This window comes from Jiulongibacter sp. NS-SX5 (assembly GCF_052828545.1).
The window spans coordinates 3891418-3912693 of record NZ_CM128248.1; the positions used below are offsets into that span (position 1 = coordinate 3891418).

At 41.4% G+C, this 21276-nt stretch carries 25 protein-coding genes; 4 read left to right on the plus strand and 21 right to left on the minus strand.

Annotated elements, in window-relative coordinates; translation table 11 throughout:
• From ACUXV0_RS16915 to ACUXV0_RS16965, 11 genes are all read right to left on the minus strand, one after another.
• Entirely contained in the window at window positions 1-474 is a 474-nt protein-coding gene (locus ACUXV0_RS16915) for a glutathione peroxidase (RefSeq protein WP_446190757.1), read from the minus strand.
• Entirely contained in the window at window positions 474-890 is a 417-nt protein-coding gene (locus ACUXV0_RS16920; RefSeq protein ID WP_446190758.1) for a DoxX family protein, read from the minus strand. Before ACUXV0_RS16920 ends, ACUXV0_RS16915 begins: the two co-directional genes overlap by 1 nt.
• 70 nt (window positions 891-960) lie before the next feature.
• A complete protein-coding gene (locus ACUXV0_RS16925; RefSeq protein ID WP_446190759.1) occupies window positions 961-2574 on the minus strand; it encodes a sulfatase family protein in 1614 nt (537 codons plus the stop codon).
• Window positions 2575-2706: 132 nt separating this feature from the next.
• Window positions 2707-3900: a dipeptidase gene (locus ACUXV0_RS16930; protein WP_446190760.1), complete on the minus strand. Its 1194-nt coding sequence runs from the start codon at window positions 3898-3900 to the stop codon at window positions 2707-2709.
• Window positions 3901-4131: 231 nt separating this feature from the next.
• Window positions 4132-5241: a Gfo/Idh/MocA family protein gene (locus tag ACUXV0_RS16935; RefSeq protein ID WP_446190761.1), complete on the minus strand. Its 1110-nt coding sequence runs from the start codon at window positions 5239-5241 to the stop codon at window positions 4132-4134.
• 137 nt (window positions 5242-5378) lie between these two features.
• A complete protein-coding gene (locus tag ACUXV0_RS16940; protein WP_446190762.1) occupies window positions 5379-5756 on the minus strand; it encodes a VOC family protein in 378 nt (125 codons plus the stop codon).
• A 179-nt stretch (window positions 5757-5935) separates the two neighbouring features.
• Window positions 5936-6340 (minus strand): DUF6326 family protein, encoded by a 405-nt coding sequence (locus ACUXV0_RS16945; RefSeq protein ID WP_446190763.1) that lies wholly within the window; start codon window positions 6338-6340, stop codon window positions 5936-5938.
• Window positions 6341-6520: 180 nt separating this feature from the next.
• Window positions 6521-6847 carry a TfoX/Sxy family protein gene (locus ACUXV0_RS16950; protein WP_446190764.1) on the minus strand — a complete coding sequence of 109 codons (327 nt, stop codon included), beginning with the start codon at window positions 6845-6847 and terminating at the stop codon, window positions 6521-6523.
• The gene (locus ACUXV0_RS16955) at window positions 6837-7421 is read right to left on the minus strand and encodes a uracil-DNA glycosylase family protein (protein ID WP_446190765.1); all 585 of its coding nucleotides are present in this window, start codon (window positions 7419-7421) and stop codon (window positions 6837-6839) included. Before ACUXV0_RS16955 ends, ACUXV0_RS16950 begins: the two co-directional genes overlap by 11 nt.
• A gap of 53 nt (window positions 7422-7474) precedes the next feature.
• The gene (locus tag ACUXV0_RS16960; protein WP_446190766.1) at window positions 7475-9445 is read right to left on the minus strand and encodes a M56 family metallopeptidase; all 1971 of its coding nucleotides are present in this window, start codon (window positions 9443-9445) and stop codon (window positions 7475-7477) included.
• A 33-nt stretch (window positions 9446-9478) separates the two neighbouring features.
• The gene (locus tag ACUXV0_RS16965) at window positions 9479-9841 is read right to left on the minus strand and encodes a BlaI/MecI/CopY family transcriptional regulator (RefSeq protein WP_446190767.1); all 363 of its coding nucleotides are present in this window, start codon (window positions 9839-9841) and stop codon (window positions 9479-9481) included.
• A 193-nt stretch (window positions 9842-10034) separates the two neighbouring features.
• Between ACUXV0_RS16965 and ACUXV0_RS16970 the strand changes: the two genes are divergently transcribed.
• Both ACUXV0_RS16970 and ACUXV0_RS16975 read left to right on the plus strand, forming a co-directional pair.
• Window positions 10035-10781, plus strand: a complete 747-nt coding sequence (locus tag ACUXV0_RS16970) for a 3-keto-disaccharide hydrolase (protein WP_446190768.1) — start codon at window positions 10035-10037, stop codon at window positions 10779-10781.
• A gap of 6 nt (window positions 10782-10787) precedes the next feature.
• The gene (locus tag ACUXV0_RS16975) at window positions 10788-12563 is read left to right on the plus strand and encodes a cellulase family glycosylhydrolase (protein ID WP_446190769.1); all 1776 of its coding nucleotides are present in this window, start codon (window positions 10788-10790) and stop codon (window positions 12561-12563) included.
• A 1-nt stretch (window position 12564) separates the two neighbouring features.
• On the opposite strand, the gene ACUXV0_RS16980 is transcribed toward ACUXV0_RS16975, so the two are convergent.
• Window positions 12565-13194, minus strand: coding sequence for a YiiX/YebB-like N1pC/P60 family cysteine hydrolase (locus tag ACUXV0_RS16980; protein WP_446190770.1), 630 nt, complete (start codon window positions 13192-13194; stop codon window positions 12565-12567).
• Between the two features lie 65 nt (window positions 13195-13259).
• Here ACUXV0_RS16980 and ACUXV0_RS16985 point away from each other — a divergent pair, with 65 nt between their 5' ends.
• Together ACUXV0_RS16985 and ACUXV0_RS16990 are read left to right on the plus strand one after the other, a co-directional pair.
• Window positions 13260-13586 carry a HesB/IscA family protein gene (locus ACUXV0_RS16985; RefSeq protein ID WP_446190771.1) on the plus strand — a complete coding sequence of 109 codons (327 nt, stop codon included), beginning with the start codon at window positions 13260-13262 and terminating at the stop codon, window positions 13584-13586.
• Between the two features lie 18 nt (window positions 13587-13604).
• Complete coding sequence (locus ACUXV0_RS16990) at window positions 13605-13805, plus strand: PspC domain-containing protein (protein WP_446190772.1); 201 nt, start codon at window positions 13605-13607, stop codon at window positions 13803-13805.
• 68 nt (window positions 13806-13873) lie between these two features.
• Here the strand turns inward: ACUXV0_RS16990 and ACUXV0_RS16995 are convergent, their stop codons facing one another.
• The 9 genes from ACUXV0_RS16995 to ACUXV0_RS17035 form a co-directional block, all read right to left on the minus strand.
• Complete coding sequence (locus ACUXV0_RS16995) at window positions 13874-14098, minus strand: PspC domain-containing protein (protein ID WP_446190773.1); 225 nt, start codon at window positions 14096-14098, stop codon at window positions 13874-13876.
• 174 nt (window positions 14099-14272) lie between these two features.
• The gene (locus tag ACUXV0_RS17000) at window positions 14273-15325 is read right to left on the minus strand and encodes a DUF4056 domain-containing protein (RefSeq protein WP_446190774.1); all 1053 of its coding nucleotides are present in this window, start codon (window positions 15323-15325) and stop codon (window positions 14273-14275) included.
• Window positions 15326-15443: 118 nt separating this feature from the next.
• Window positions 15444-15992: a DinB family protein gene (locus ACUXV0_RS17005; RefSeq protein WP_446190775.1), complete on the minus strand. Its 549-nt coding sequence runs from the start codon at window positions 15990-15992 to the stop codon at window positions 15444-15446.
• Window positions 15993-16078: 86 nt separating this feature from the next.
• Window positions 16079-17356 (minus strand): mandelate racemase/muconate lactonizing enzyme family protein, encoded by a 1278-nt coding sequence (locus tag ACUXV0_RS17010; RefSeq protein ID WP_446190776.1) that lies wholly within the window; start codon window positions 17354-17356, stop codon window positions 16079-16081.
• A 71-nt stretch (window positions 17357-17427) separates the two neighbouring features.
• Window positions 17428-18378, minus strand: coding sequence for an RraA family protein (locus ACUXV0_RS17015; RefSeq protein WP_446190777.1), 951 nt, complete (start codon window positions 18376-18378; stop codon window positions 17428-17430).
• A gap of 161 nt (window positions 18379-18539) precedes the next feature.
• Window positions 18540-18863: a hypothetical protein gene (locus tag ACUXV0_RS17020; RefSeq protein ID WP_446190778.1), complete on the minus strand. Its 324-nt coding sequence runs from the start codon at window positions 18861-18863 to the stop codon at window positions 18540-18542.
• Complete coding sequence (locus ACUXV0_RS17025; RefSeq protein WP_446190779.1) at window positions 18851-19318, minus strand: TspO/MBR family protein; 468 nt, start codon at window positions 19316-19318, stop codon at window positions 18851-18853. The genes ACUXV0_RS17020 and ACUXV0_RS17025 overlap by 13 nt, the downstream gene beginning before the upstream one ends.
• 16 nt (window positions 19319-19334) lie before the next feature.
• Window positions 19335-20525 (minus strand): DUF1302 family protein, encoded by a 1191-nt coding sequence (locus ACUXV0_RS17030; RefSeq protein WP_446190780.1) that lies wholly within the window; start codon window positions 20523-20525, stop codon window positions 19335-19337.
• 4 nt (window positions 20526-20529) lie between these two features.
• Complete coding sequence (locus ACUXV0_RS17035; protein WP_446190781.1) at window positions 20530-21276, minus strand: ABC transporter ATP-binding protein; 747 nt, start codon at window positions 21274-21276, stop codon at window positions 20530-20532.

Here is a 21276-nt window from a genome sequence, read left to right on the forward strand (position 1 = left end):
TTATAGCATCTTTTGAAGGTATTGGTCAATTTTTTCAGGCTTGGTAGTTGGTGCAAACCTTTTCACAGGCTTACCATTTTTATCAACCAAAAACTTCGTGAAGTTCCATTTTACTCTACTCCCAAACAAACCTCCCAGATTGCTTTTTAGAAACTTAAAAACGGGGTGGGTATTCTTTCCATTGACCTCAATTTTCTCAAACATAGGGAAAGAAACGCCGTAGTTAAGCTGGCAGAACTCTTCAATCTGCTCAGAGTTACCTGGTTCCTGATTGGCGAATTGATCACATGGGAATCCTAAGATGACAAAATCCTTCTCCTGATACTTTTGGTACAGATTCTCTAGACCTTCAAACTGTGGTGTCAGGCCACATTTGCTTGCTGTATTAACTACGAGAACTGTTTTACCTTCAAATTCGGCCAGTGATTTCTTCTGACCTTTTATGGTATTGGCTTCAAAATCGTATAAACTCATTATTTTGATAATTTATGTTTAAGAAAAGGAATAGCACCGCCAGACCATAAAGCCCAGAGGATGAGGACAGGTTGGAAAAACAAACGAATCAGTCTTTTTTGATCTGTGTCTAAACCGAAGGCATCGGTGCCATTTACATACTGAGCGATATTACCAGGAAAGATCAGCACGAAGAAAGTAGCCAGGGCTATGGCTACCCAAACGCGTTGTTTTTTCCAGAAGATCATTCCTAAACCTAGGCCTGCTTCTACAAGACCAGAGGCTATAACCACAAAATCTTTACTGAATGGAAGCCATTCTGGCACTTGAGCTTGAAACTCTTCTCTCTGAAAAGTAAAATGCCCTATGGCGGCTAAGACCATAAATGAGCCAAGGATAATTCTGGCAATGTTTTGAAATGTTGATGTCTTATTCATTCGTTAGCGATTATATCGTGTACGATGCAAATGTATAAAAGTTTATCCTTTCAGGTCAATCTTTTGTTTATTATTCTGTTATAATTCCTTTTTCTCGGTATTTCTCTATGTAGGCCTCATCCAGTTCCTGAGAGTCTTTATACTGAATTCGTAGGTCAGTCAGATTATTTTTTAGCTTACTTATCACATCTGCATATGCTGGGTCATTATAAACATTCTTTAGTTCTTTCGGGTCCTTTTTGCGGTCATAGAGTTCCCATTCGTCTACATCATAATAGAAATGGGCCAGTTTATAATCTTCTGTTACGATACCATAATGACGTTTCACCATGTGTATTCCCGGGTACTCATAATAGTGGTAGTATACAGCTTCTCTGAAATTCTCCGTTTCGCCTTTAAATAACGGTATGAGGTTTTCACCTTGCATGTCTGCTGGGGCAGTTACTCCTGCGGCAGCTAATATGGTCTGTGCGAAGTCGAGATTCTGCACCATTTGGGTATTGACGCTCCCAGCTTTAATTGTGCCGGGCCATTTGACTAATAATGGAGTTTTGAATGACTCATTATATATGAATCGCTTGTCAAACCAGCCATGCTCTCCAAGATAAAAGCCTTGGTCAGAAGTATAAATAACAATGGTGTTTTCTGCCAGACCACTTTCCTCAAGATAATCGAGAACCTTACCTACACCTTCATCTACGGAGGCTATAGAACCGAGATAATCCTGCATATAGCGTTGGTATCTCCATTTCATTTTATCTTCCTGGCTCATTGAAGGATAAGCTTTTATGAAATCCTCATTAATGGGTCCATAAACTTTATCCCATGCAGCTCTTTGCTCAGCATTCATAGCACCTACTTCTCGATCAAAAGCCCCTTTGTCCCATCCGGCAGTTTCTGGTATTCCTAGCTGATCCATTACATCAGGGTATATTTTAGAGTCACCTGCCCAGTTCATGTGGGTTAGCAAGTTCATTTCTGCCTGGTGGGCAGCAGAGCCTCGGCCGCTGTAATCATCAAAGAGTGTTTCCGGCTCTTTGAACGTACGTTTGGTAAAGTCTTTATAATGTCTTTCAGCGGGCAACCATTCCCTATGAGGAGCTTTATGCAGGTATGCCATAAAGAAGGGCTTATCTTCATCTCGTTCATTCTGCATCCAGTTAAGTGTGAGGTCTGTAATAATGTCTGTTACATATCCCTTAATGGTCTTTTTGCCTTCTTTTTTGGTGATAAACTCAGGATTATAATATCGGCCTTGACCAGGCAAAATTTGAAATTCGTCAAATCCTTTAGGGTTATTCCCAAAATGCAGCTTACCAAACATGGCTGTCTGGTAACCATTTTCCTGCAATAGCTGCGGGAAAGTCATTTGAGTGGTGTCAAAAGGAAAGACATTGTCAACTTTACCATTCAAGTGTGAGTGTTTTCCAGTCAGAATAACTGCCCTTGAAGGAGCACAGATAGAGTTAGTGACACAGGCATTGGTAAATAACATCCCTTCATCGGCTATACGGTCTATATTGGGTGTTTGTATCAAAGTAGAATCATAAGCAGAAATGGCCTGGTAGGCATGGTCATCTGCCATGATGAAAAGTATATTTGGTCTTTGTTTTTTCTCTGGAGAACAACTTTGACCAAGCAATAGAAGAGCAATAAAGAGGAAGGTGTATTTTGTTTGTTTCATAGGTTTGGTTAATATTTAACCAATTTCGCAAAAAAAGCTTTGGCGAACGTAGCCTTTGAGTCCTATGAAGATCAAAGAGAATATTGAGGCGTTCAATGAGCTAAGAAAGTCATCAAACGCCTCAATCAAGATTTAGTTTGCTGCCGCGTAGTCTATAGTAGCCTGCCAAACTCTAAATAGATTGCCCGAACAAACCTTTTCAATATCGCTTTCAGAATAACCTTTCTCTAGTAACAGCTTTAAGATGTTCGGATAGTCAGAAACGTCTTTCAAGCCTGTAGGCAATGAATCGCCCACGCCGTCAAAGTCAGAACCGAATCCAACATGATCTATTCCGGCTATCTGAACCACACGATCAATATGATTGACCACCATATCTACATCACTGTACATTTCGGGGTGTTGCTGTCCAAACTCTTTGATAAGCTCCTGTGCTTCAGGATCTCTGAAACCAAGGTCTTTTTCCTTAAGCATGGCCATCATTTCTTTTCTTAATTCATTTCTGACCTCCACGATACTACCATCAATAAACGTTGAACCGAAATTGATCATTACCACACCTTTATTTTCTTTGATTTTGAGTAACATCTCATCGGTCATATTACGCTCAAAGTCTGGAGTGTAATGACGAAGCGAAGAGTGAGAAGCAATTACCGGAATAGGAGTGATGTCCATTACATCATAAAATGTGCTGTCAGATACATGGGAAATATCAATCATAATGCCTTCTTCAGCCATTTTTTGTACCACCTCTGCACCAAACGGACTTAACCCGTTCCATGTACGGGTAGTATCATATGAAGAATCACCAAGTTGATTGACCTTACTGTGAGTAAGTGTGATATAGCTTATACCTCGATCTCTAAAATAGCCAACGTCTTCCAAGCTGCCTATTGGGCTTCCGTTTTCCATTCCCATTGGTAAGGCCACTTTTCCTTTCTTAAAGGCCTTTTTGACATCGTCAGGGGTATGAGCCACCTGAAAATACTTTTTGTTTTGCTTCGCAATATACTCTACCATATCAATCAGACTATCGGCAAGAGCCTTACCGCCTGGTTGGTCATATTTGGCAGGAATGTAGATGGACATAAACGGTGCATCAAGACCACCTTCTTTGGCCCTTTCAAAATCGAAATCACCATTCTCCGAGGAGATAGGAATGCCAACGTATTCTTTGGTGAGTTGAAAGTTTCTAACTTTTAAACGATAAGGAAGGTCTACATGACCATCCGTGATAATGTATTTATGTGCCAGTTCTGTGGCCTTATCTTGAGCATAGCTCAAAATACTGATTAACGCAAAAAAGGGAAGTAAGAGTTTTTTCATAATGTATTTGACGAAATTTTAAGTTCATTATTTCAGAACTTTCTAGTAATAGGTTTTAAGCTCAAAATCTACGAAATGATTTTTGTCAAACCATTAGTTCTTACGAAAAGTGAATGCTTTTCAGAATATAGTGCTAATCAAAAGTGTTTATTGCCGAAGTATTGTCTTTTAATTAGTTAAAAGGCAAATGTGGCAAATGATAATTTTAGGTAGAATATTGAGGACTAGATTCTATTTCAAGAGCACAGTTTGATGTAGCTCAGCACTTTTTTTAGCTGCTTCCAGAATTTCAACAACCAGCATATTATTCTGAAGGGCGGTTAGATCATAAGGCTTAAGGTCAATGTCATTTCTAACTACCGCTGCCAATAAGGCAAAGGGATCATCAAAAGGTGCCTTGCGTTCCTCAAGCTTGAAACTTTCTTCTTTAAAACCATCGTAGCCTTCAGAAATCCTAATTCTCAAGTCATGTCGGTTATCCGCATATATAACGCCTGTTTCGCCATAGATTTCCATGTCTTTTCTGCCGATAGGCCAGTTCCATGACCCTTGAATGACAGCCACAGTGCTGTCGTATTGCAGGAGAATGATGGACTCGTCATTAACTTTTGGATTGTTTTCAGGCTGAAGCTGTTGAGAAATGGCTGTTACACTATTTGGTCGTTTTCCTTCCATAAACCAGGTGAGGAGGTTAGCTCCGTAGCAACCGAAATCTACCTCTGCACCACCACCATTTTGAACGGGATCTGTTAGCCATTCCAGAAATTCCTGATTGATGCCAATCTTTTTTGGGCCTTTGTGGCCGTCGTGAATCATCAGTTTGCGAAGCTCACCAATAGCTTTCTGTTCTTTAGCTAATTCGTAGGCTTTATGCGTGGTAGGATACCAGGTTGTTTCATAATTTGTCAGTAATTGAATCTGGTACCTTTCAGCCAATTCCTGCATTCTTAGAGCATGTTCCATGTTTACTGCCAAAGGCTTCTCTACCATGACATGTATACCAAGTGGTGCCGCAGCTTCCACTACCTCCAGATGTTCGTAAATGGTGCCGAAAGCAGTCACGGCCTCCGGGCTTTTTGCCTCAAACATCTCGTCCATGGTGCTGTAAACCATATCCATTGAAAACTGGTGTTGTTTAGCATATCGCTCTGCTAACTCCATATTTGGCTCTACGATACCAACGATGTCAATATCTCCACGTTCCCAACTCCCAAAAATCCAGTGTACATGTGTATGAGTTAAACCCACCACGCCAACTTTGAGAGGTTCTTTTCTAATCTGTGCACAAACCAAAGTGCTTATAAAACATAGGAAAAGGACTAAAAATAGCTTTTTGTTCATAATTCAATAGGTGTTGATGATGCTCAAAATATGTTTTTGAGTACACTAATTTGCGGATAATTTCTGTGAAACTAATGATGGTATGAACAATCCATAGATGTATGTGTAGGTCGGTGTGCTATGAGAAGTATTTCAATTTATTTGACTCTCCAGGGTGGGTTTAGACGGTTTTCGCCCGCGAAATAGAGGATAATGACGTTTCCATCCGGATCTTTGAGTTTAGCTTCTCTCCACAGCCAACTTTGATCTTTGGGTTCCTGATCAAATATGAACCCCATACCTTTCAGTTGATCTACTTTTTCATCAAGGTTTTTGCATTCAAAATATACATGAATCCCATCACCTTCCGGTAAACGATCGGTTTGCTGAATTGAGAAAGTGGCATCACCTTCAGGACATTCAAATCTCACATAGTTGGGGATATCATCAACTATTAGCTTTAAACCGAGCTTTTGGTAAAAAGGAACGGATTGAGACAGGTTGAGGGCCGGTACTGTAATTTGATTCAGATTCATTGGTGGTAAAAGAACTAGAAAGATTTGAATTTATGAGCACATAAAAGTACGACTGATTTTTAAGCCATGTGACAGCCAAAGGCTCATTCTCAATAAAGTAGTTTTTTTGAAGTTAACCATTCTCAAGAACTAGGTGATGTTATTTTCTGAGTAACATTTAGATAGATAAAATTATCAATCTACTTCACCTGCGGCCATTTCCAAGCATACCAAACGATGAGTAAGGTAAGGGCACTCTCTAAAAATGCGAGGAAGACGTAGAAGCCATACCATTCGGTGAAGGAGTTGAACCCTATGAAAAGCATCATAAAGGTGAAGATGAGTCCAAATACTAAGTTCAATATACGATTGAGTTTGGCTTTCAATAGAATAGATAGGGCAACCATAACAGAAGGGATTGCAAGAATAAAAGAAGCAATTAATAATGACCACGGGCTGTCAAGAATATTTTCACCTGTGAGCAAGCTATCAACCTTACCGGGAGTATACAACTCAAAATAATCTCCGTAGAGATAACAGAAGGTAACCGAAGCCCATAAGGCGGCCAACTTGACTTTGATGTTAATGGTCGGATTCTCCAGCATTGGTACAGGGGTGATGGTTTTGTAATACCTGCCTATGATGTGGAATCTGGAGGAAGAGTTGCTTTTGTGGTAAGTCTTTAATTAAATACAATGGGAGAAAACTGGGAGACTACTTACCTTAAGTAACTCGTGAAACAGTAGTTGATCAGGTCGTTCTCAAACGTGTTTACCCAAATAATGTTATTTCTTAGCTGATACTGCCACCTCCCAGGCTTCTCTGGCCCAAAGGCATAGCTCGGAGGGATCTTCAAGAATGTTTAAGGGTACTTCGTAATAGGGCATTCCTTTGCCTTTTTGATATGGTCTGAATGGCTCCATACTAGATGCTATGTATTTTGGTTTGGTATCATCATTAACACGTAGCCTAAAAACATCTGCACCCATTAAGCCAAACATTACACCTTCTTTATAGAAGCCTGTACCTCCAAACATATTTTTAGCAGTGACGCCTCCCAGCTCATCAAGCTGGTCTAGAACATATTTAACTTGAGTTTCGCTATTGGCCATGGTTACTGATTTTATGGTGTATAATTTGTTGCAAAACAGGAAGCACTTCTTCCTCAAACCAGCGGTTCTTTTTCATCCAGATATTATTCCGCGGAGAAGGGTGTGGTAGCGGTAAAAAGTCAGGCAGATATTCTTCATAGCCCTGTACAGTCTGAGTCAAATTTCTCATGACCTTCTTCTGTAAATAATGCTTTTGGGCATATTGCCCGACCAGAAGGGTAAATGGCTTGCTTTTTAATGAATCATACAAGGGCACATGCCACTGCGGAGCACAAGCTTTTGGTGGTGGATTGTCTCCGTTCTTCCCGGTACCCGGGTAACAGAATGCCATCGGGATGAGGGCAAAAAGCTTGGTATCATAAAACTGCTCTTTGCTCACAGCCAACCAATCGCGTAGTCTGTCACCACTGGGGTCATTCCACGGAATATTGGACTCATGAACTCTTCTGCCTGGTGCCTGACCAACAATCACTATTTGACTCTCTGCTGAGGCCCTAACCACAGGATTACTGCCAAAAGGCAATTGATCTGCACAAATGGTACATTTACTGATTTCATGAAGCAGTTTTTCCATTCCTTAAAACTATAAAAAATAAGCCCCGCTTTTCGGTGCGAGGCTTGTTCTTCTTAATCGGCGGCTGGTACACTAGGTGTAGGCTTGGCAGGTGGTGGAGGCGGAGGGATTGGACCTTTTGCCGGCTTTGGAGCCTTGGCCGGCTTCGCCGCTTTCGCAGGCTTAGCTGGCTTCGGTGGCTTTGCCAGTTTTGCAGGCTTTGGTGGTTTCGGAGGTCTTGGAGGTAACTCCACATCAATTTCCTTTCGCATCTCAGCCGGAAGTAGATTTAGGATTCCCTGATGCTGTAGTTCCATTTTTCTGGCGGCAGCTTCGATGTTCTTTTCTTTGATCTTGATTTTTTCCTCTACCACTCGCATCGGCCCCTCAATACGTTCTTCAATAACAATCTCCATTTCCTCCATATCTTTCTCAAACTTTTCCATTACTACCTCTAGTTCTTCCATACGTTTCTCTTGTACTTCTACTTTCTTTTCAAAGTTCTTAGAGAGCTTTTCTACTTCCTGTTCATAGTTGGCAGCAGCAGGGTCTAATTCTTCTATCTCCCTCTGAAACTCCAAAGCATAAGCTGAAATTTTGCCACTTTGAGCCTCTATTTCCTTAAGGTATTTCTGAAAATTAGGATTCTTTGTAGGGTCCATGTCTGAAGTGTATTCCTCATGGATAGTCTGAATGACTCTGGTTTCTTTTTCCAGTCCTTGGGTATGCGTTTCCATTTCAGCCGCTGCTGCTCGCATCGCAGCAAAACGTTCTTTCAGTTCTTTTTTCTTTGCCGGGCTGAGGTCTTGCTCTTTGCCATTAATCAGAATGCGGTCTTCGGTAATTTCAATCTCATGATCATCCGTTTTGACATAAATTCGTGAGTCGCTGATATGATGGGTTAGCGTTTGACTGATTCTTTTTTTGCCTTCAATCAAACTATCGCTGAAAACAACATGAATGTCTTCGTTTTGCTCTGCAATAGGTTCAGAAACTGGAGTGTTCAGCTCAATGACTTCTGTATCAACTTCTGGTAATTGTTCAGTTTTTGACTGAACAAAACTCATGGTTAAAATACCACCCAGCATAAGCAGAATAGCCACTAACTTCAATTTTTGCTGTCTGGGAGAAATACCCAGTAAACGTTGAATTCTGCTAAGTGTAGGCATTTTCTTTTTGCCAAAAGCCATAGCCAGACTTGGGTGCTGTTGGCTTAGTTGAATCTGAGCCAGTGTTTTGGCTAGTAAGACACGGTTACCGGTGAGATCTGCCGCCCAGTCGTCACAGGTATGCTCTCTGTTCTCTCTGATCTGATAGCTGATCATCCAGTAAACCGGGTGATAGAAAAATAGATTTTCGGCTAGAGTTTGTAAAAGGTTTAGCAGATAATCGTTTCGTTTGATGTGAGCTATTTCATGTGCAATGATCAGTTCCAATTGATCCTGACTTAGTCCGGAAACCAGTGAAACCGGTAGGAGAACCATTGGTTTCAAGTGTCCTAGGACCATGGCCGTCTGTACTCTGGTAGACTCTTGAATACGTAGGTCAGGTAAGGAGTCTCCCATTTTCCGTGCAATGGTATGAAAGGCATTTTCTGCCTTATCGGAGAGACCGATGATACCTGTACTTTTCAGATGCTGAATATAGAACATACCTCCGAGTTGCTTTAGGAGTAAGAAACTGAATCCAACTAGCCAGCCGGCAAAAAGCCAGTGAGCATTAGAATTGATCGCCTCAAGTAAGCTTTGTGATGTGTTGGTAGAAATAATGGCATTCATAGCATTGCCAAAATTTCCGGTGGTTGTTTCCACATTGTAGTTAGCTGAACTCCATTGAAAGAGCAAGGCAAACGTTAGTGCTGAGGCCATAACTTGCATGAGTAAAGCAGATAGACCAAAATTGGCCTTTGCTTCAGCAGATTTAAAACGTTTTACTGCAAGGAAATAAATGGCGGCTATGAGCAGTCCCTGCCATAAACTGTGCAGCATAGTCTGACCTAGCGTAGATGCCAGATTTGATTCAAGAAATGATTGTAGCTTATTCATGATTTGTATTGTAATAGTTTTGAGTTTGAATATTTAGTCCAAAGTGTTGAGTAATTTTTTGATTTCATCCAGCTCTTCTTTTGAGGCAGTATGATTACCCAGAGCTTGCATTACTAAATTCATGGTGGAGCCACCAAAGGTGCTGTCTACAAATTTGCGTAGCAGCTGGTTTTGAGTATCCTCTTTACTGACTGACGCAGCGTAAATATGAAAACGCCCTTGCTCCGTTCTGCTTACTAAGTTTTTGCCTAACATTAGCTGCATGATCTTCAGCGTGGTAGTGTAGCCTACATCTTTGGTTTTGTTCAGCTCCGTATTGACTTCTCTTACAGATGACGGCCCCTGTGCCCATAATACCTGAAGTATTTCTAACTCTGCTTCTGTTGGTTTGTTCATATCTACGATTGATTTCGTAACAAATGTAATACGATAAGTTTCGTAGATGCAAGTTTTATCTACGATTATTTTCGTAATTAAGGAAAATTAAGGTTTCTGAGGAGAGGGCAAACTGAAGCTTGAAGGTAAAGCCATGATGTTCCATAAGTATTTTATTAGCTTGCGAGACCTATTGACCTAAATCAAAAATTAAATGAAAAAACTAGTGCTTTTCGGTGCCCTTCTGGTACTGAATATGGCGTGTCAGCCTTCTGCTGACGAAGAAACCCAAACCGAGAATAAACTCAATACGCTTAGCGAAAAAGAGTTAAATGACGGCTGGCAGTTGCTTTTTAACGGGAAAGACACAAACGGCTGGCATTTGTATAATGCCGGAGATACGGCTTCTGCCTGGGTGGTAACTGATGCCGGAGAGCTATTCTGTAAACCAGATACCTTTGAGGTAGCTCATGGTGATCTGTTGACAGATCAAAGCTTTGAAAATTATGAGTTGCTTTTCGACTGGAAAATAAGCGAAGCAGGTAATTCAGGAGTATTTATCAATGTACAGGAGGAAGAGAAATACCCAACAGCCTGGACTACCGGTCCTGAGTATCAGTTGCTGGATAACCTGGGTATTCATGCAGAATATCTGGAAGATTCTACCCGCTGGGCGGCTTGTTTATATGGCTTTAAGCCTAACCTGAATACTGTAGAACACAAACCTGCCGGTGAGTGGAATCAGGGTCGCATTATTCAACAAGACGGAGTGGTTGAGTTTTATTTGAATGGCGTTAAAACGGCCGAACAAGACCTGAAAACAGATGAATGGAGAAAGATGATAGCCGCTACAGGTTTTCAGCATTTTCAAGGATTTGGAGCCTTTACTTCCGGTCATATAGCTCTGCAAGACTGGGCTAAAGGTGTCTGGTTTAGAAATATCAAAATCAAAGAAAATTAAGCCGAGATGAGGAGAAGTGTATTTTTGGTAGTGCTGTTGGCTTTGAGTTTAAATGTTTTTGCACAGCAAATTTTTGAGCTCAATCAAAAACTCGGTAAGGGCATGAACATGGGGAACATGTTTGAGGCTCCTTCAGAAACTGCCTGGGGAAATCCTTTTCAGGATGATTATTTTCAAAAAATAGCAGATCTCGGGTTTACTCACGTGCGTCTTCCCATTACTTGGGAAACCGATGGGCGAATGAGTTTTGCAGCTCCTTATACCATTGAAGGTTCTTTTATGAATAGAGTCAAGCATGTGGTAGATGAGGCCTATAAGCATAATCTGATGATTGTGATCAATATGCACCATCATAACGATCTGTTTGAGAAGCCGGTAGAAGGTAAAGATCGTTTTCTGGCAAACTGGGAGCAGATATCTGCTTTTTTCAAAGATTATGATGAGAATCTGATTTTTGAGATTCTTAATGAACCTCATGGTAACCTCTCGCCCGAACTATGGAATGAATTTCTATCGGATGCCTTAGATGTAATTCGTGTAGAAAACCCAGACAGAGCGGTGCTGATCGGTGTTGCAGAGTATGGTGGCCTTGCTGGTTTGCCCAAATTGTTGATTCCTGAAGACCCGAATCTTATTCTTACTATACATTACTATGAGCCGTTTCAGTTTACACATCAAGGAGCAGAGTGGGTGACCAATGCCGACCCATGGTTGGGTACAAAATGGGAAAATACAGATCTGGAGCAGAAAGCAGTAATTAGTCAATTTGCTTATGCCATCAATTATGCTGCCGAGCAAAACCTGCCCATTCATATTGGAGAGTTCGGTGCTTATAGCAAAGCAGATAGCAAGAGTCGTGAGCTGTGGACAGCGTTTCTGGCCAGGTGGTTTGAGCAGCAGGGATTCAGTTGGGCGTACTGGGAGTTTAGTGCAGGTTTTGGGATTTATAATCCTCAAAATGGCACTTATAATCAAGGTCTGGTAGACGCCCTTCTTACAGATGAACTTCCTGAAGCTGTGGAAACCACACGTAAACCTATTTACACTTCTGATTTCTCAGCTGGCACTCACAACTGGAGTTTATCTGTCAATGGTGATGCGACAGCCACTTTTGAGGCGTCAGAAGATAAAGCACAGATTGCTATTTCTGAGGCTTCTGATCAGGGCTGGCATGTACAGTTTCAGCAGCCGAATATTGCTCTGCAAAAAGGCAAAAGATACTTCGTAAGTTTTACAGCCCAGGCAGATGTAGACTTTAGTTTTTCTACTTATCTGGGTAGGTCTGTTTCACCATGGGATAGCTACAGTGGATTCTCCACTTTTACGTTAACGGAAAATGAGCAGCAGTTTGAATATACTTTCTTGATGACTGAGGCTGATGACCCACAGGCCAGATGGGCTTTTGATATGGGCGGTAGCACAGGAAATATTCAGCTTTGGAATTTGAAGGTTGAAGAATTAACCGAAGCTGGTGAAGAACAAGAGGAAGAGGAGGAAGAAGAACAGGAGGAGCAAGAAGAGGAAGAAGAAACTGCCTTGGGAACAAGCTCAGGAAATACCATTCTAAAGCTTTATCCAAATCCGGCAGACTCCAGTATTAAAGTTTATTCGAAAGTACCATTGAAGTCAATCGCGGTCTTTGATGCCGGCGGCAAACTTTTGAAGTATCTGGATGCTTCGCAAAGAACATTCCTGGTCAATGATTTGCCATCAGGTCTTTATCACATGGTTTTCAATACCTCATCAGGGGAAACTCTTGTACGAAAACTGTTCAAAAAATAACCTAGATGAGCAGTCTATCAGACATCATTTCCATCTCCTCCATACGCCAGTAGGCACCGGGGGAGATGAAATACCCATACTCACGTGGTGGTTCTACATTGACTTTCTCAAAAGCGGCTTTGATAAACTCTGCACAGGTGTACTTGTCGTCTTCAAATATCTCACGTAAACCTGTAAACGACCTCCACAAAATGCGGTAATATTCGGCACGGTCGTATTGTTTGGTGAGATTATCTAAACAAAACTCTTTAATGATACGCTGCTTTTTAGGGTCAGAGCCTATTTCTGTATGTCTGGCCCAGCCCACACGACCTACGTAAGGCTTGCCGGCTCCATCATAATCTTTAAAGACAAAAGACATCGGTACCATTCGTATACCGTTTTCCAAGACAGACTCTACCAGGAAAACACGGTCTAGCTCTTCCAATTTAATCACAATGCCGACATGGCTCCAGGCAGAGCGTGATCTACTTCTGATAAGTGAAGATAGCCAGTGGTCACCCGAGAAAAATAGGAAGTCACCTGTTTGTAATTCAGAACGAATCTTATTGTAATTTTGTAAATTAGTATCTGAATCAGACCTGGGAAATAGTTTTTCGAGTTTTGACTTTTTGTAGAGTGGCAGTGCCATGAACTTTTGAAAGGGTACCTAGGTTTAGATTTTGAATAATAATTGCGGAGCAAAATAATTAAATAATGGTTACGGTAACGGAGACAGCGAAGAATAAAATAGAAGAACTGAAAGCCAAAGAAGGTAAAGATGGTAGTCACGGCATAAGAGTGGCTGTCCATGGCGGTGGATGCTCGGGCTTAATGTATGATCTGGAATTTGATGCTGAAGAAAAAGACACCGATCAAATTTTTGAAGATAAAGGCATCAAAATTTTTGTAGACAAAAAGAGTATCCTTTATCTCATAGGTACAGAATTAGACTTTTCTGATGGCCTGAATGGAAAGGGTTTTCAATTCAAAAACCCAAATGCTAGCAGAACATGCGGCTGTGGGGAGAGTTTTGCGGTATAATTTCAAAATATAAAGCGTATGACCACTTCTTCTAATAAACTAAAAAGAGCCATAGGATCTGAGGCTATGGTATTTGGGGTATGTGCCGGGCTGGCAAAGTACTTCAGTGTAGACAAAACCCTGATAAGAGTGGCATGGGCGGTGATTACCTTCCTAGGTGTGGGCTCACCAATTATCATTTATCTTCTAATGGCCTTTATCATCCCGAAAGAGGCATAAAAAAATCACCGGAGAAACCTCCGGTGATTTTCAATCCTAACGTTTACGAAAAGTACGTAAACTAAACCCTAAACTTCATTTTCATAAGTTCCTGTAGAAAGCTGGTAGTGCTCTTGCTTTGGCATCACTATCCATAGTATGATATAGGTAATGATCACCGGAAACGGAGTGAAGAACCCTAATGCGAATAACACTCTTACGATTGTTACGTCGATGTCTAAATACTCTGCTAAACCAGCAGCTACACCACCCAACATACTTTCTGTTCCTTTAATTCTGAATAACTTTTTCATGTCTTTATGTTTATAAGTAATATTTTAATGTTTGTGATAGAACCGTTCTATCGTTTTGACATTTCAAAGATAGCATGCTGACAAGGTACTATGCTATACAAAGTACATGAATGGTATAGAGAAATGAAGAGTGGTATTTCTGCCTTGTGATCTGGTTACTTTGATTGATACCTCCTAAGCAGTTTCAGCCTGAAATCTCAATTTTCGACGTTTTTGAGGCTTAAATGAGCTTTTCTGAGCAGCATTTTCAATTAATCTTCCAAAATCCTTTTGGCTGATTTGGCGACTTTCCGCCTCAGAAAATAGTTTTTTAACCGGGAACTTGAAATTGAGCTTAATGTTCAGTTCATAATATTCGTCCAGGGGAATGCCTTCAGTATCGGAGGTTTCAAGGCATACTGTCAGAGGCTCAGCGGAATATTCGGGATGGTCAATAATCCATGGCAATTGACAGTCTGCCATATCAAAATCTCTTTTCATGAGTACCTTTTTGCTGGGCAACCGGTAAGCATCGGTCCACCAGTCCTCTTTCACCATTTCCATGGCTGCAATGGTTTCGTCAAAGGCCTCTACGGCTTCAAGGTCAATCAATAAATTCTCTATGAGCGATGTCATGGCCTCTTCATACGGTTCCGTAGACAATACCGCCTGTAAACCTAAAATGGCACCGGTCATATTAGAATAGGCATCCTCCATGCTAAACGCAGAATACCTCTCAGGGATTAACGGAACTGTAGATGCTCCATAAAAAGTAGCGATCTCATGCCACACAGACAGATCAAAAGATATTTTGGCGGCCAGCCTGGCGGCATCCTCACGTGCAAGTTTCTCGGGAATTCTCAATGTTAGTTGTTTAGAACCACCTTCATTGCCAAGGTTGAGGTAGAGCTCTTTCCCTTCATTTGATAGAATGGTACTAAAAAGATACGCTGTCCAGTCGGCTTGGTCTCTCAGATGCCCTAAATCGATAAAACCACCACGACGGGTATAAATAATGCCATTTCCTTCTGACGGTGAACCTAGATAAACGTGACTCCCCAGCTGATCTACAGCAGAAACATCGCTGTACTTTTTAAAGGGTACAGCCGTCATTTTTAAATCTGCACCAAAAGCACAACATGTTCTGATGATACGCGGAGGCGACTTTTGTGTAAGGGTAGTTGGCACCTCTGTTGCGTAGCTATAAGCTGAAATACAGATACTTATGGCAATAAGAAACTTTTTCAATTTGTCTTGATTCAATTTGGCAACATAGGTAACGCCAAAAAGTGTGAAAATGTCTCTTTAAGGACAAAAAAAATCCTCATGCTTGAACATGAGGATTCGGGAACAAGATTCTTCTAGTCTAGAAGAGGCGTTCGCTTAGTGGAGTAATACCTTTAAGTCTGATGTAAATGGTCGTTTGACCACGATGATGAACGCCATGTTCAAAAGCCTTTGAGAAGGCTACTCCTTTAGTCATGTCAAATTGATTGAAGAGCTTAATCTGCTCTGCCAATTCTTCTTCAGAAAGTCCTTTTAAAGTTTCGATGATAAAATCGTAGCTCTCTTTCACAGCCTTCATGCAAGCCTCTTTGCTTTGATATTCATCAAGTTTCTCAAACTCAATACCATCTTTAGGGTTTTCTACACCTGCTATCATGCTTGCGAAGAAATAATTGGCTCCTGCAATATGTAGGAATTGCTGTGCAAAAGAACGCACGTCTTCAGTAGGCTTAAAGCCAAAATCTTCAGCCGGCATAGCCTCCATATATTCGGCAGTGTACAGGCTTGCTCTTTCAAAATCGGCAATCAATTCGCCTTTCTTATTACTGGTCTCCATGGCCATGGCCGCAGAAAACGAAGCAATGAATAATAAAAGCAAGGCATTAAAAGGTGTCCATAATTTTCTCATAGTTCCGGGGTTTGGTTTTAGGCAAAAGTAAGTATAAATGAGTTTTGATGAATAGACCATTTATATAAACGGTTTGAAGCTTTTCATTACTCAAAAAATGGAACTCCTTCCTGTGCATACTTTTTCATGCCTTCTTCATTTATCTCCACACCTATTCCCGGAATATCTCTTACTCGTATAAACCCATTTTCTACTGCTTCTCCTTCAAAATGGACAATCTCCTGGAACATTTTATTTTTATGGAAATAGATCTGCCATTCCATGATCATAAAATTGGGAACAGAAGCACAAACATGAGCTGAGGCCATTGCTCCCAAATAGGAGGCCACCATATGCGGAGCAAACGGCACGTAGTAAGTATTTGCTAGGTTTGAAATTCGCTGTCCCTCACCCAAGCCACCGCATTTTTGAAGGTCTGGCATAATGATATCTACCGCACCTGCCTCCAGCAATGGTCTGAAACCATACGTGAGGTAATGATTTTCTCCGGCACAAATTGGTGTAGAGGTACTGGCGGTAATTTTTTTATAGGCATCTGTGTTTTCTGCAGGAACTGGTTCTTCCAGCCACATGAGGTTGAGAGGTTCTAACATCTTGGCCACTCGCTCGCCAGTGATGGCATCGTACCGGCCATGCATATCTGCACAGATGTCTATCTTCTGGCCAACGGCTTCACGCGTGGCGGACATTTGATCGTACATTCGCTGAAGCTCGGCTGGTGAGGCTGTCCAGTTAAAACGATCATACTTATTGGGATCATTAGCTTGATCCAGGTCAAATTTAACAGCCGTAAAACCCATATCTACAGCTTCTTTGGCTGCGGCCGCAAAGTCCTCTGGTTTGGGCAACCGACTTTGATAAAGGGCTGTATCCATGTATACTCTTACACTATCTCTAAACTTACCTCCCAGTAGTTGGTAAACGGGAAGTCCCAATGCTTTTCCGGCAAGGTCCCAAAGTGCTGTCTCAATAGCTGTAAGCACGGCAAGGTACATTCCGCTTTGTGCACCTTGAAAGAAACCGGCCTTTCTTATAGTCTCAAAAAGTCGATGAACATTTAGTGGACTCTGACCTTTGATAAAATTACCCATGCGTTTTACCAAATGATAGGTGCCTGCCACTGCATCTACTCCTTCTCCATGACCTATAATATCTTGATTTGTATAAATTTTGACAAAAAGACTTCCTCCATTCCGGATATACCCACATTTGATGTCAGTAATCTTGAGGTCTGACGGAGAGGAACTTTTCGGTGTTCTGTCAATGGCTTTTTCAAAAGTGGCACCAAAACCTGCAAGTGGAGTAGCAGCCATTGCTGTGCTAATAGCGGCCTTATGGAGGAAGTTTCTTCTGGATGATTTCATGTCTATAGGTTTGAAAGGTAAAAGGAGAAGGACAATGGTTTTGATAATTCAAAATCTCAAAATGTTCACTTCTACCAGGTTCTCTTCTTTAAGATCTCTTGAATCTGATCTGTTGAAACGGGTAAATCATTTATATGAGTCCTTAACCACCCTGAAAAGTCTTTTTCTATTTCGTCTGACCATCGGGTATCTATTTCACCTGGGGTGTATTTCTGTTCTCTGAGTCTTTGGTGACCAAACATATCTCTTAATCGCACGACCTCAGATACTCTCACTACTTCCTCGGCCAGGTGAGGAGGAATAAATAATACACCGCCATCTCTACCCAGTACTATGTCACCAGGCATACAAGTAGCAGCACCTATTCTGGTTGGGTGGTTAATGCTAACCAGCGTGGTGTTGAGAGCTTTTTCCGCATTATTTAAATGATGTGAAGGGTGATAGCTCTTGAAATATGAAGTGAAGCCTCCAATCTCTTTTAACCCTGAAATATCTCGTAAAGCACCTGCGTAAACTATTCCATTCCCTGTTTTGGCGTAAATGGAATTGCCTAAGTTATCGCCAATGGTTGGTCCATCTACGTAGGCGTCAAATTGATCTGCCACGTAAACATCGCCTTTGACAAGCAAATCTATTGGCCAGGCGTTTTGAGATTTGATACGACCGTCGCTTTGATGTCCTTTATCATCAATAGCAGTTTGAATATCTGGTCTTCCCGGCATAAAAGTGGCGGTAACTGCACGACCTACCAAAACAGAATCCGGATTAATCTGTTGCCAGTTTCCTTCAAACTGATATCTGTAATTATGGTTTCTTAATACTGCCCATGCTTCTTCCAGCGTAACCAATTTCATTCTTTCCAGAAGTTCATCGGGTACTCTAGGCCTGCCATCTGTGAAACGTTCGCCCTGCCATTCGCGAGTAAGATGTTCCAGGTATTCTTTAGAAATCTGTTGAGAAATAGCTGCCTGACTGCAAAGTAAAATCGTAAAACAGAAACAGATCTTAAGGATTATTTTCATAGGGGTGATCTAAATGATTACCCTAATGTAATAATTTGACTATTTAACTGTATTATTCATTGTTGTCTTTTTTGTGTCAAATAGACAATTAAAGAGATTATGTAGTCATAAGGCATCTTTTTTAAAGATGGAATCGATTGTAAGGCTTTCTTGGTGCAGAATTAGAAACAGATTTCGTTTTGTTGATAAGTGTAGAATTTGTCATTGATTTGAAGCGGACGACCATCTATATCGTATGTTTCTTGCCAGATAATATTTGAGTTTCGATCATATGTGATTCTCTCCTGCAGGTTTCCATTTGAATGGTATTTAAGGGTAAGCGTGGTATAATAATCCGCGTCATTATATGAACTCAAAGTCTCGATAAGTCTGTTCTCAGAATCATATTCGAATTTTTTGAAACTGGGACTTGGATTGGGGCCAGAATAAATTTCACCTATCCCAACTTCTTTAAACTTTAACCCTTTTTCGTTCAATTCAACCACCAAATAGCAGCGTTTAAAACTGATGCAAAACTTACCCAAAGGATATACGGAATCTGAAGGTAGCCTGCCAGAGGCTTCACTTTTTTGAAATACATAATCATCATAAGTATAGCCACCCAAAGGATAATGATTTCTATCAGGGCTATTCCCGGAGATTCAAAGTAGAAGAATAGGAAACTCCAAAAGAAATTGAGAACTAACTGGACCGCAAAAATGATAATGGCGTTTTTACGAGTTCGGGATTCGGGGCTTTGCCAAACCAAAAATAAACTCACGCCCATTGATGCATAGAGTGTGGTCCATACCGGAGCAAAAAGCCAGTTTGGTGGATTAAAAAATGGCTTGTTTAGCGTGCTGTACCAGCTTTCTACACCAGTAGCGGTGGCAAATCCTGATAAGCCGCCAATGGTTAAAGGAATAAGAAGACAAATGATTAAAGTAATTGCTTTTTTCATGTTTGCTGTACCTTGATTAAAAACTCCATTTTAATCTAAAAAAGAAACCGTTCCCCAGAAGTTCCATCTTTTCCTGCTGCTGAATGTAGAAGCTTTGACCCACAAGTGTAGCCTCAAGGTCTTCCCGCAGGCTTACGGAGATATTCGGACTAATAAAAGCAAGGTTTATTCCGAAACCGTACATCCCTGCCAGCGATACATTCCACAAAGGAGAAATAGGGTAGGAGGCTGTCAAAAAAGTCGCGTCTTTGCTCGGGAAAAGGGTTTTAGCCGTCAATGTTCCAAAAGCATTACTCAATACAATCGAACCTTCATTGTTCAGATTTATTGGTTTACTCAGGCCATTGGAGCTATGTAAATAAGCACCATTTAGATATAGGCCATTAGGAAAAGAATAGTCCAAAGTGGTGGTGGCTACCAAAACATCTTTTTGGAGAGTGGCTTTTTCAGTAGTAATAAAATAGGTGGCTTCACCTTTAAAACCCACAGAGCCTATACTGCCCGCCCAACCCAATCCAGCGGCGATATCGTCCAGATATTTTCCACCTAATACTTGGATGTCGTACCCGGCGGTATTGAAGTTAAACTTAGCCGCATAAGTGGACTTGTTCATGTAGTTTCTATTGATGGCTACATCAAAACTACTCATGCCTCCGGGTAGGTAGTATTGAGCCCTTATGGCGTCTGTTCCCGGCCTTTCCTCATAGTCAAAGTCAATGAAATTATAGGTGTTGAAAAGGTCGTTAGGGTTCCAGGCCAGTGCCAGCCCCCAATTGATACGCTGTCTTCCTACGGTAACCTCCAGATTATTGTGAATGTAGTTGAAGTTAAGTCGGTCTATGGTGCTGTGCACCACAAAAGCGTCTTTATCTACCAACGCCCAGCTCAGGTCCATCAGGCCTGTGTCAAAGCCTAAGGTCTTTCCGTAGTTCGGAATTGCGGCCACTTGATCGCCATAAATTACCCTATTCCTTAAACCCACCGAGGCTGTCAGTTTTTCGCTTAAGAAGACTTTGACGTTGATTCTGTTATGGATCAGGTGATCAATACCGATGGCGTTGAGGTCAATGAAATTGACAGTTTGCATATTTTTCAAATAGCCATTGACAGATACCACCTCTTTAAAGCTTTTTTTGACTTCCAGAGAGTCCTGTGCCATTGAAAATTGCGAAAGCAAGACCAGTATTACCAAAATTTTACTTTTCATGGCTTTAAGCTGTTCGTTCGTCGCTCACTATTTTACCATCCTCGAGTGTTATGATTCTCTTTGCTCGGTCTATTACACGCTGATCATGCGTACTGAAAATAAAGGTGACTCCTTCTTCCTCATTAAGCTCTACCATAATGTCTAAGAGATTGGCTGTCGATTTGGAATCGAGATTGGCAGTAGGTTCATCTACCATAATGTCTAAGAGATTGGCTGTCGATTTGGAATCGAGATTGGCAGTAGGTTCATCTGCCAGGATGAATTTAGGCTTAGGTGCTAAAGCCCTGGCCACGGCCACACGCTGCTGCTGACCACCAGAGAGTTTTCCCGGTCGGTTTTTCATTCGATCTCCGAGGCCAATTTTGGTCAAAAGCTCCTTTGTTCTGGCGGCTCTCTCTGCCGCAGGTCTTTTTTGTAATAGCATGGTAAACTCCACATTCTCCTCGGCAGTAAGCACCGGTATCAGATTATAGGCTTGAAAAACAAAACCGATATTCTTTAACCGGAAATCGATCAGCTCATTGGCTGAAAGTTCAGACATAATTTCACCATCGATGATGATTTGTCCCTCCGAAGGTTGATCCAGACCACCTACCATATTCAGTAAAGTAGTTTTTCCCGAGCCAGACGGACCCACGATAGCAGCGAATTCCCCTTTTTCAAAGCTGAGATCAACGCCATTGACGGCCTTAATCTCCTGATCTCCGTCTTGAAAGTGACGGTGAAGATCTTTTATTTCAATTACTTTCAT

Coding starts and splice junctions, on each gene's coding strand:
- ACUXV0_RS16975 (WP_446190769.1), top strand. CDS start 10,788: ATGAGGAGAAGTGTATTTTTGGTAGTGCTGTTGGCTTTGAGTTTAAAT.
- ACUXV0_RS17025 (WP_446190779.1), bottom strand. CDS start 19,318: ATGAAAAAAGCAATTACTTTAATCATTTGTCTTCTTATTCCTTTAACC.
- ACUXV0_RS16920 (WP_446190758.1), bottom strand. CDS start 890: ATGAATAAGACATCAACATTTCAAAACATTGCCAGAATTATCCTTGGC.
- ACUXV0_RS16925 (WP_446190759.1), bottom strand. CDS start 2,574: ATGAAACAAACAAAATACACCTTCCTCTTTATTGCTCTTCTATTGCTT.
- ACUXV0_RS17010 (WP_446190776.1), bottom strand. CDS start 17,356: ATGAAATCATCCAGAAGAAACTTCCTCCATAAGGCCGCTATTAGCACA.
- ACUXV0_RS16940 (WP_446190762.1), bottom strand. CDS start 5,756: ATGAATCTGAATCAAATTACAGTACCGGCCCTCAACCTGTCTCAATCC.
- ACUXV0_RS16995 (WP_446190773.1), bottom strand. CDS start 14,098: ATGAAAAAGTTATTCAGAATTAAAGGAACAGAAAGTATGTTGGGTGGT.
- ACUXV0_RS16930 (WP_446190760.1), bottom strand. CDS start 3,900: ATGAAAAAACTCTTACTTCCCTTTTTTGCGTTAATCAGTATTTTGAGC.
- ACUXV0_RS16960 (WP_446190766.1), bottom strand. CDS start 9,445: ATGAATAAGCTACAATCATTTCTTGAATCAAATCTGGCATCTACGCTA.
- ACUXV0_RS17030 (WP_446190780.1), bottom strand. CDS start 20,525: ATGAAAAGTAAAATTTTGGTAATACTGGTCTTGCTTTCGCAATTTTCA.
- ACUXV0_RS16935 (WP_446190761.1), bottom strand. CDS start 5,241: ATGAACAAAAAGCTATTTTTAGTCCTTTTCCTATGTTTTATAAGCACT.
- ACUXV0_RS16950 (WP_446190764.1), bottom strand. CDS start 6,847: ATGGCCAATAGCGAAACTCAAGTTAAATATGTTCTAGACCAGCTTGAT.
- ACUXV0_RS17035 (WP_446190781.1), bottom strand. CDS start 21,276: ATGAAAGTAATTGAAATAAAAGATCTTCACCGTCACTTTCAAGACGGA.
- ACUXV0_RS16970 (WP_446190768.1), top strand. CDS start 10,035: ATGAAAAAACTAGTGCTTTTCGGTGCCCTTCTGGTACTGAATATGGCG.
- ACUXV0_RS16980 (WP_446190770.1), bottom strand. CDS start 13,194: ATGGCACTGCCACTCTACAAAAAGTCAAAACTCGAAAAACTATTTCCC.
- ACUXV0_RS16915 (WP_446190757.1), bottom strand. CDS start 474: ATGAGTTTATACGATTTTGAAGCCAATACCATAAAAGGTCAGAAGAAA.
- ACUXV0_RS17005 (WP_446190775.1), bottom strand. CDS start 15,992: ATGAGAAAATTATGGACACCTTTTAATGCCTTGCTTTTATTATTCATT.
- ACUXV0_RS16990 (WP_446190772.1), top strand. CDS start 13,605: ATGACCACTTCTTCTAATAAACTAAAAAGAGCCATAGGATCTGAGGCT.
- ACUXV0_RS17015 (WP_446190777.1), bottom strand. CDS start 18,378: ATGAAAATAATCCTTAAGATCTGTTTCTGTTTTACGATTTTACTTTGC.
- ACUXV0_RS16955 (WP_446190765.1), bottom strand. CDS start 7,421: ATGGAAAAACTGCTTCATGAAATCAGTAAATGTACCATTTGTGCAGAT.
- ACUXV0_RS16965 (WP_446190767.1), bottom strand. CDS start 9,841: ATGAACAAACCAACAGAAGCAGAGTTAGAAATACTTCAGGTATTATGG.
- ACUXV0_RS16985 (WP_446190771.1), top strand. CDS start 13,260: ATGGTTACGGTAACGGAGACAGCGAAGAATAAAATAGAAGAACTGAAA.
- ACUXV0_RS16945 (WP_446190763.1), bottom strand. CDS start 6,340: ATGCTGGAGAATCCGACCATTAACATCAAAGTCAAGTTGGCCGCCTTA.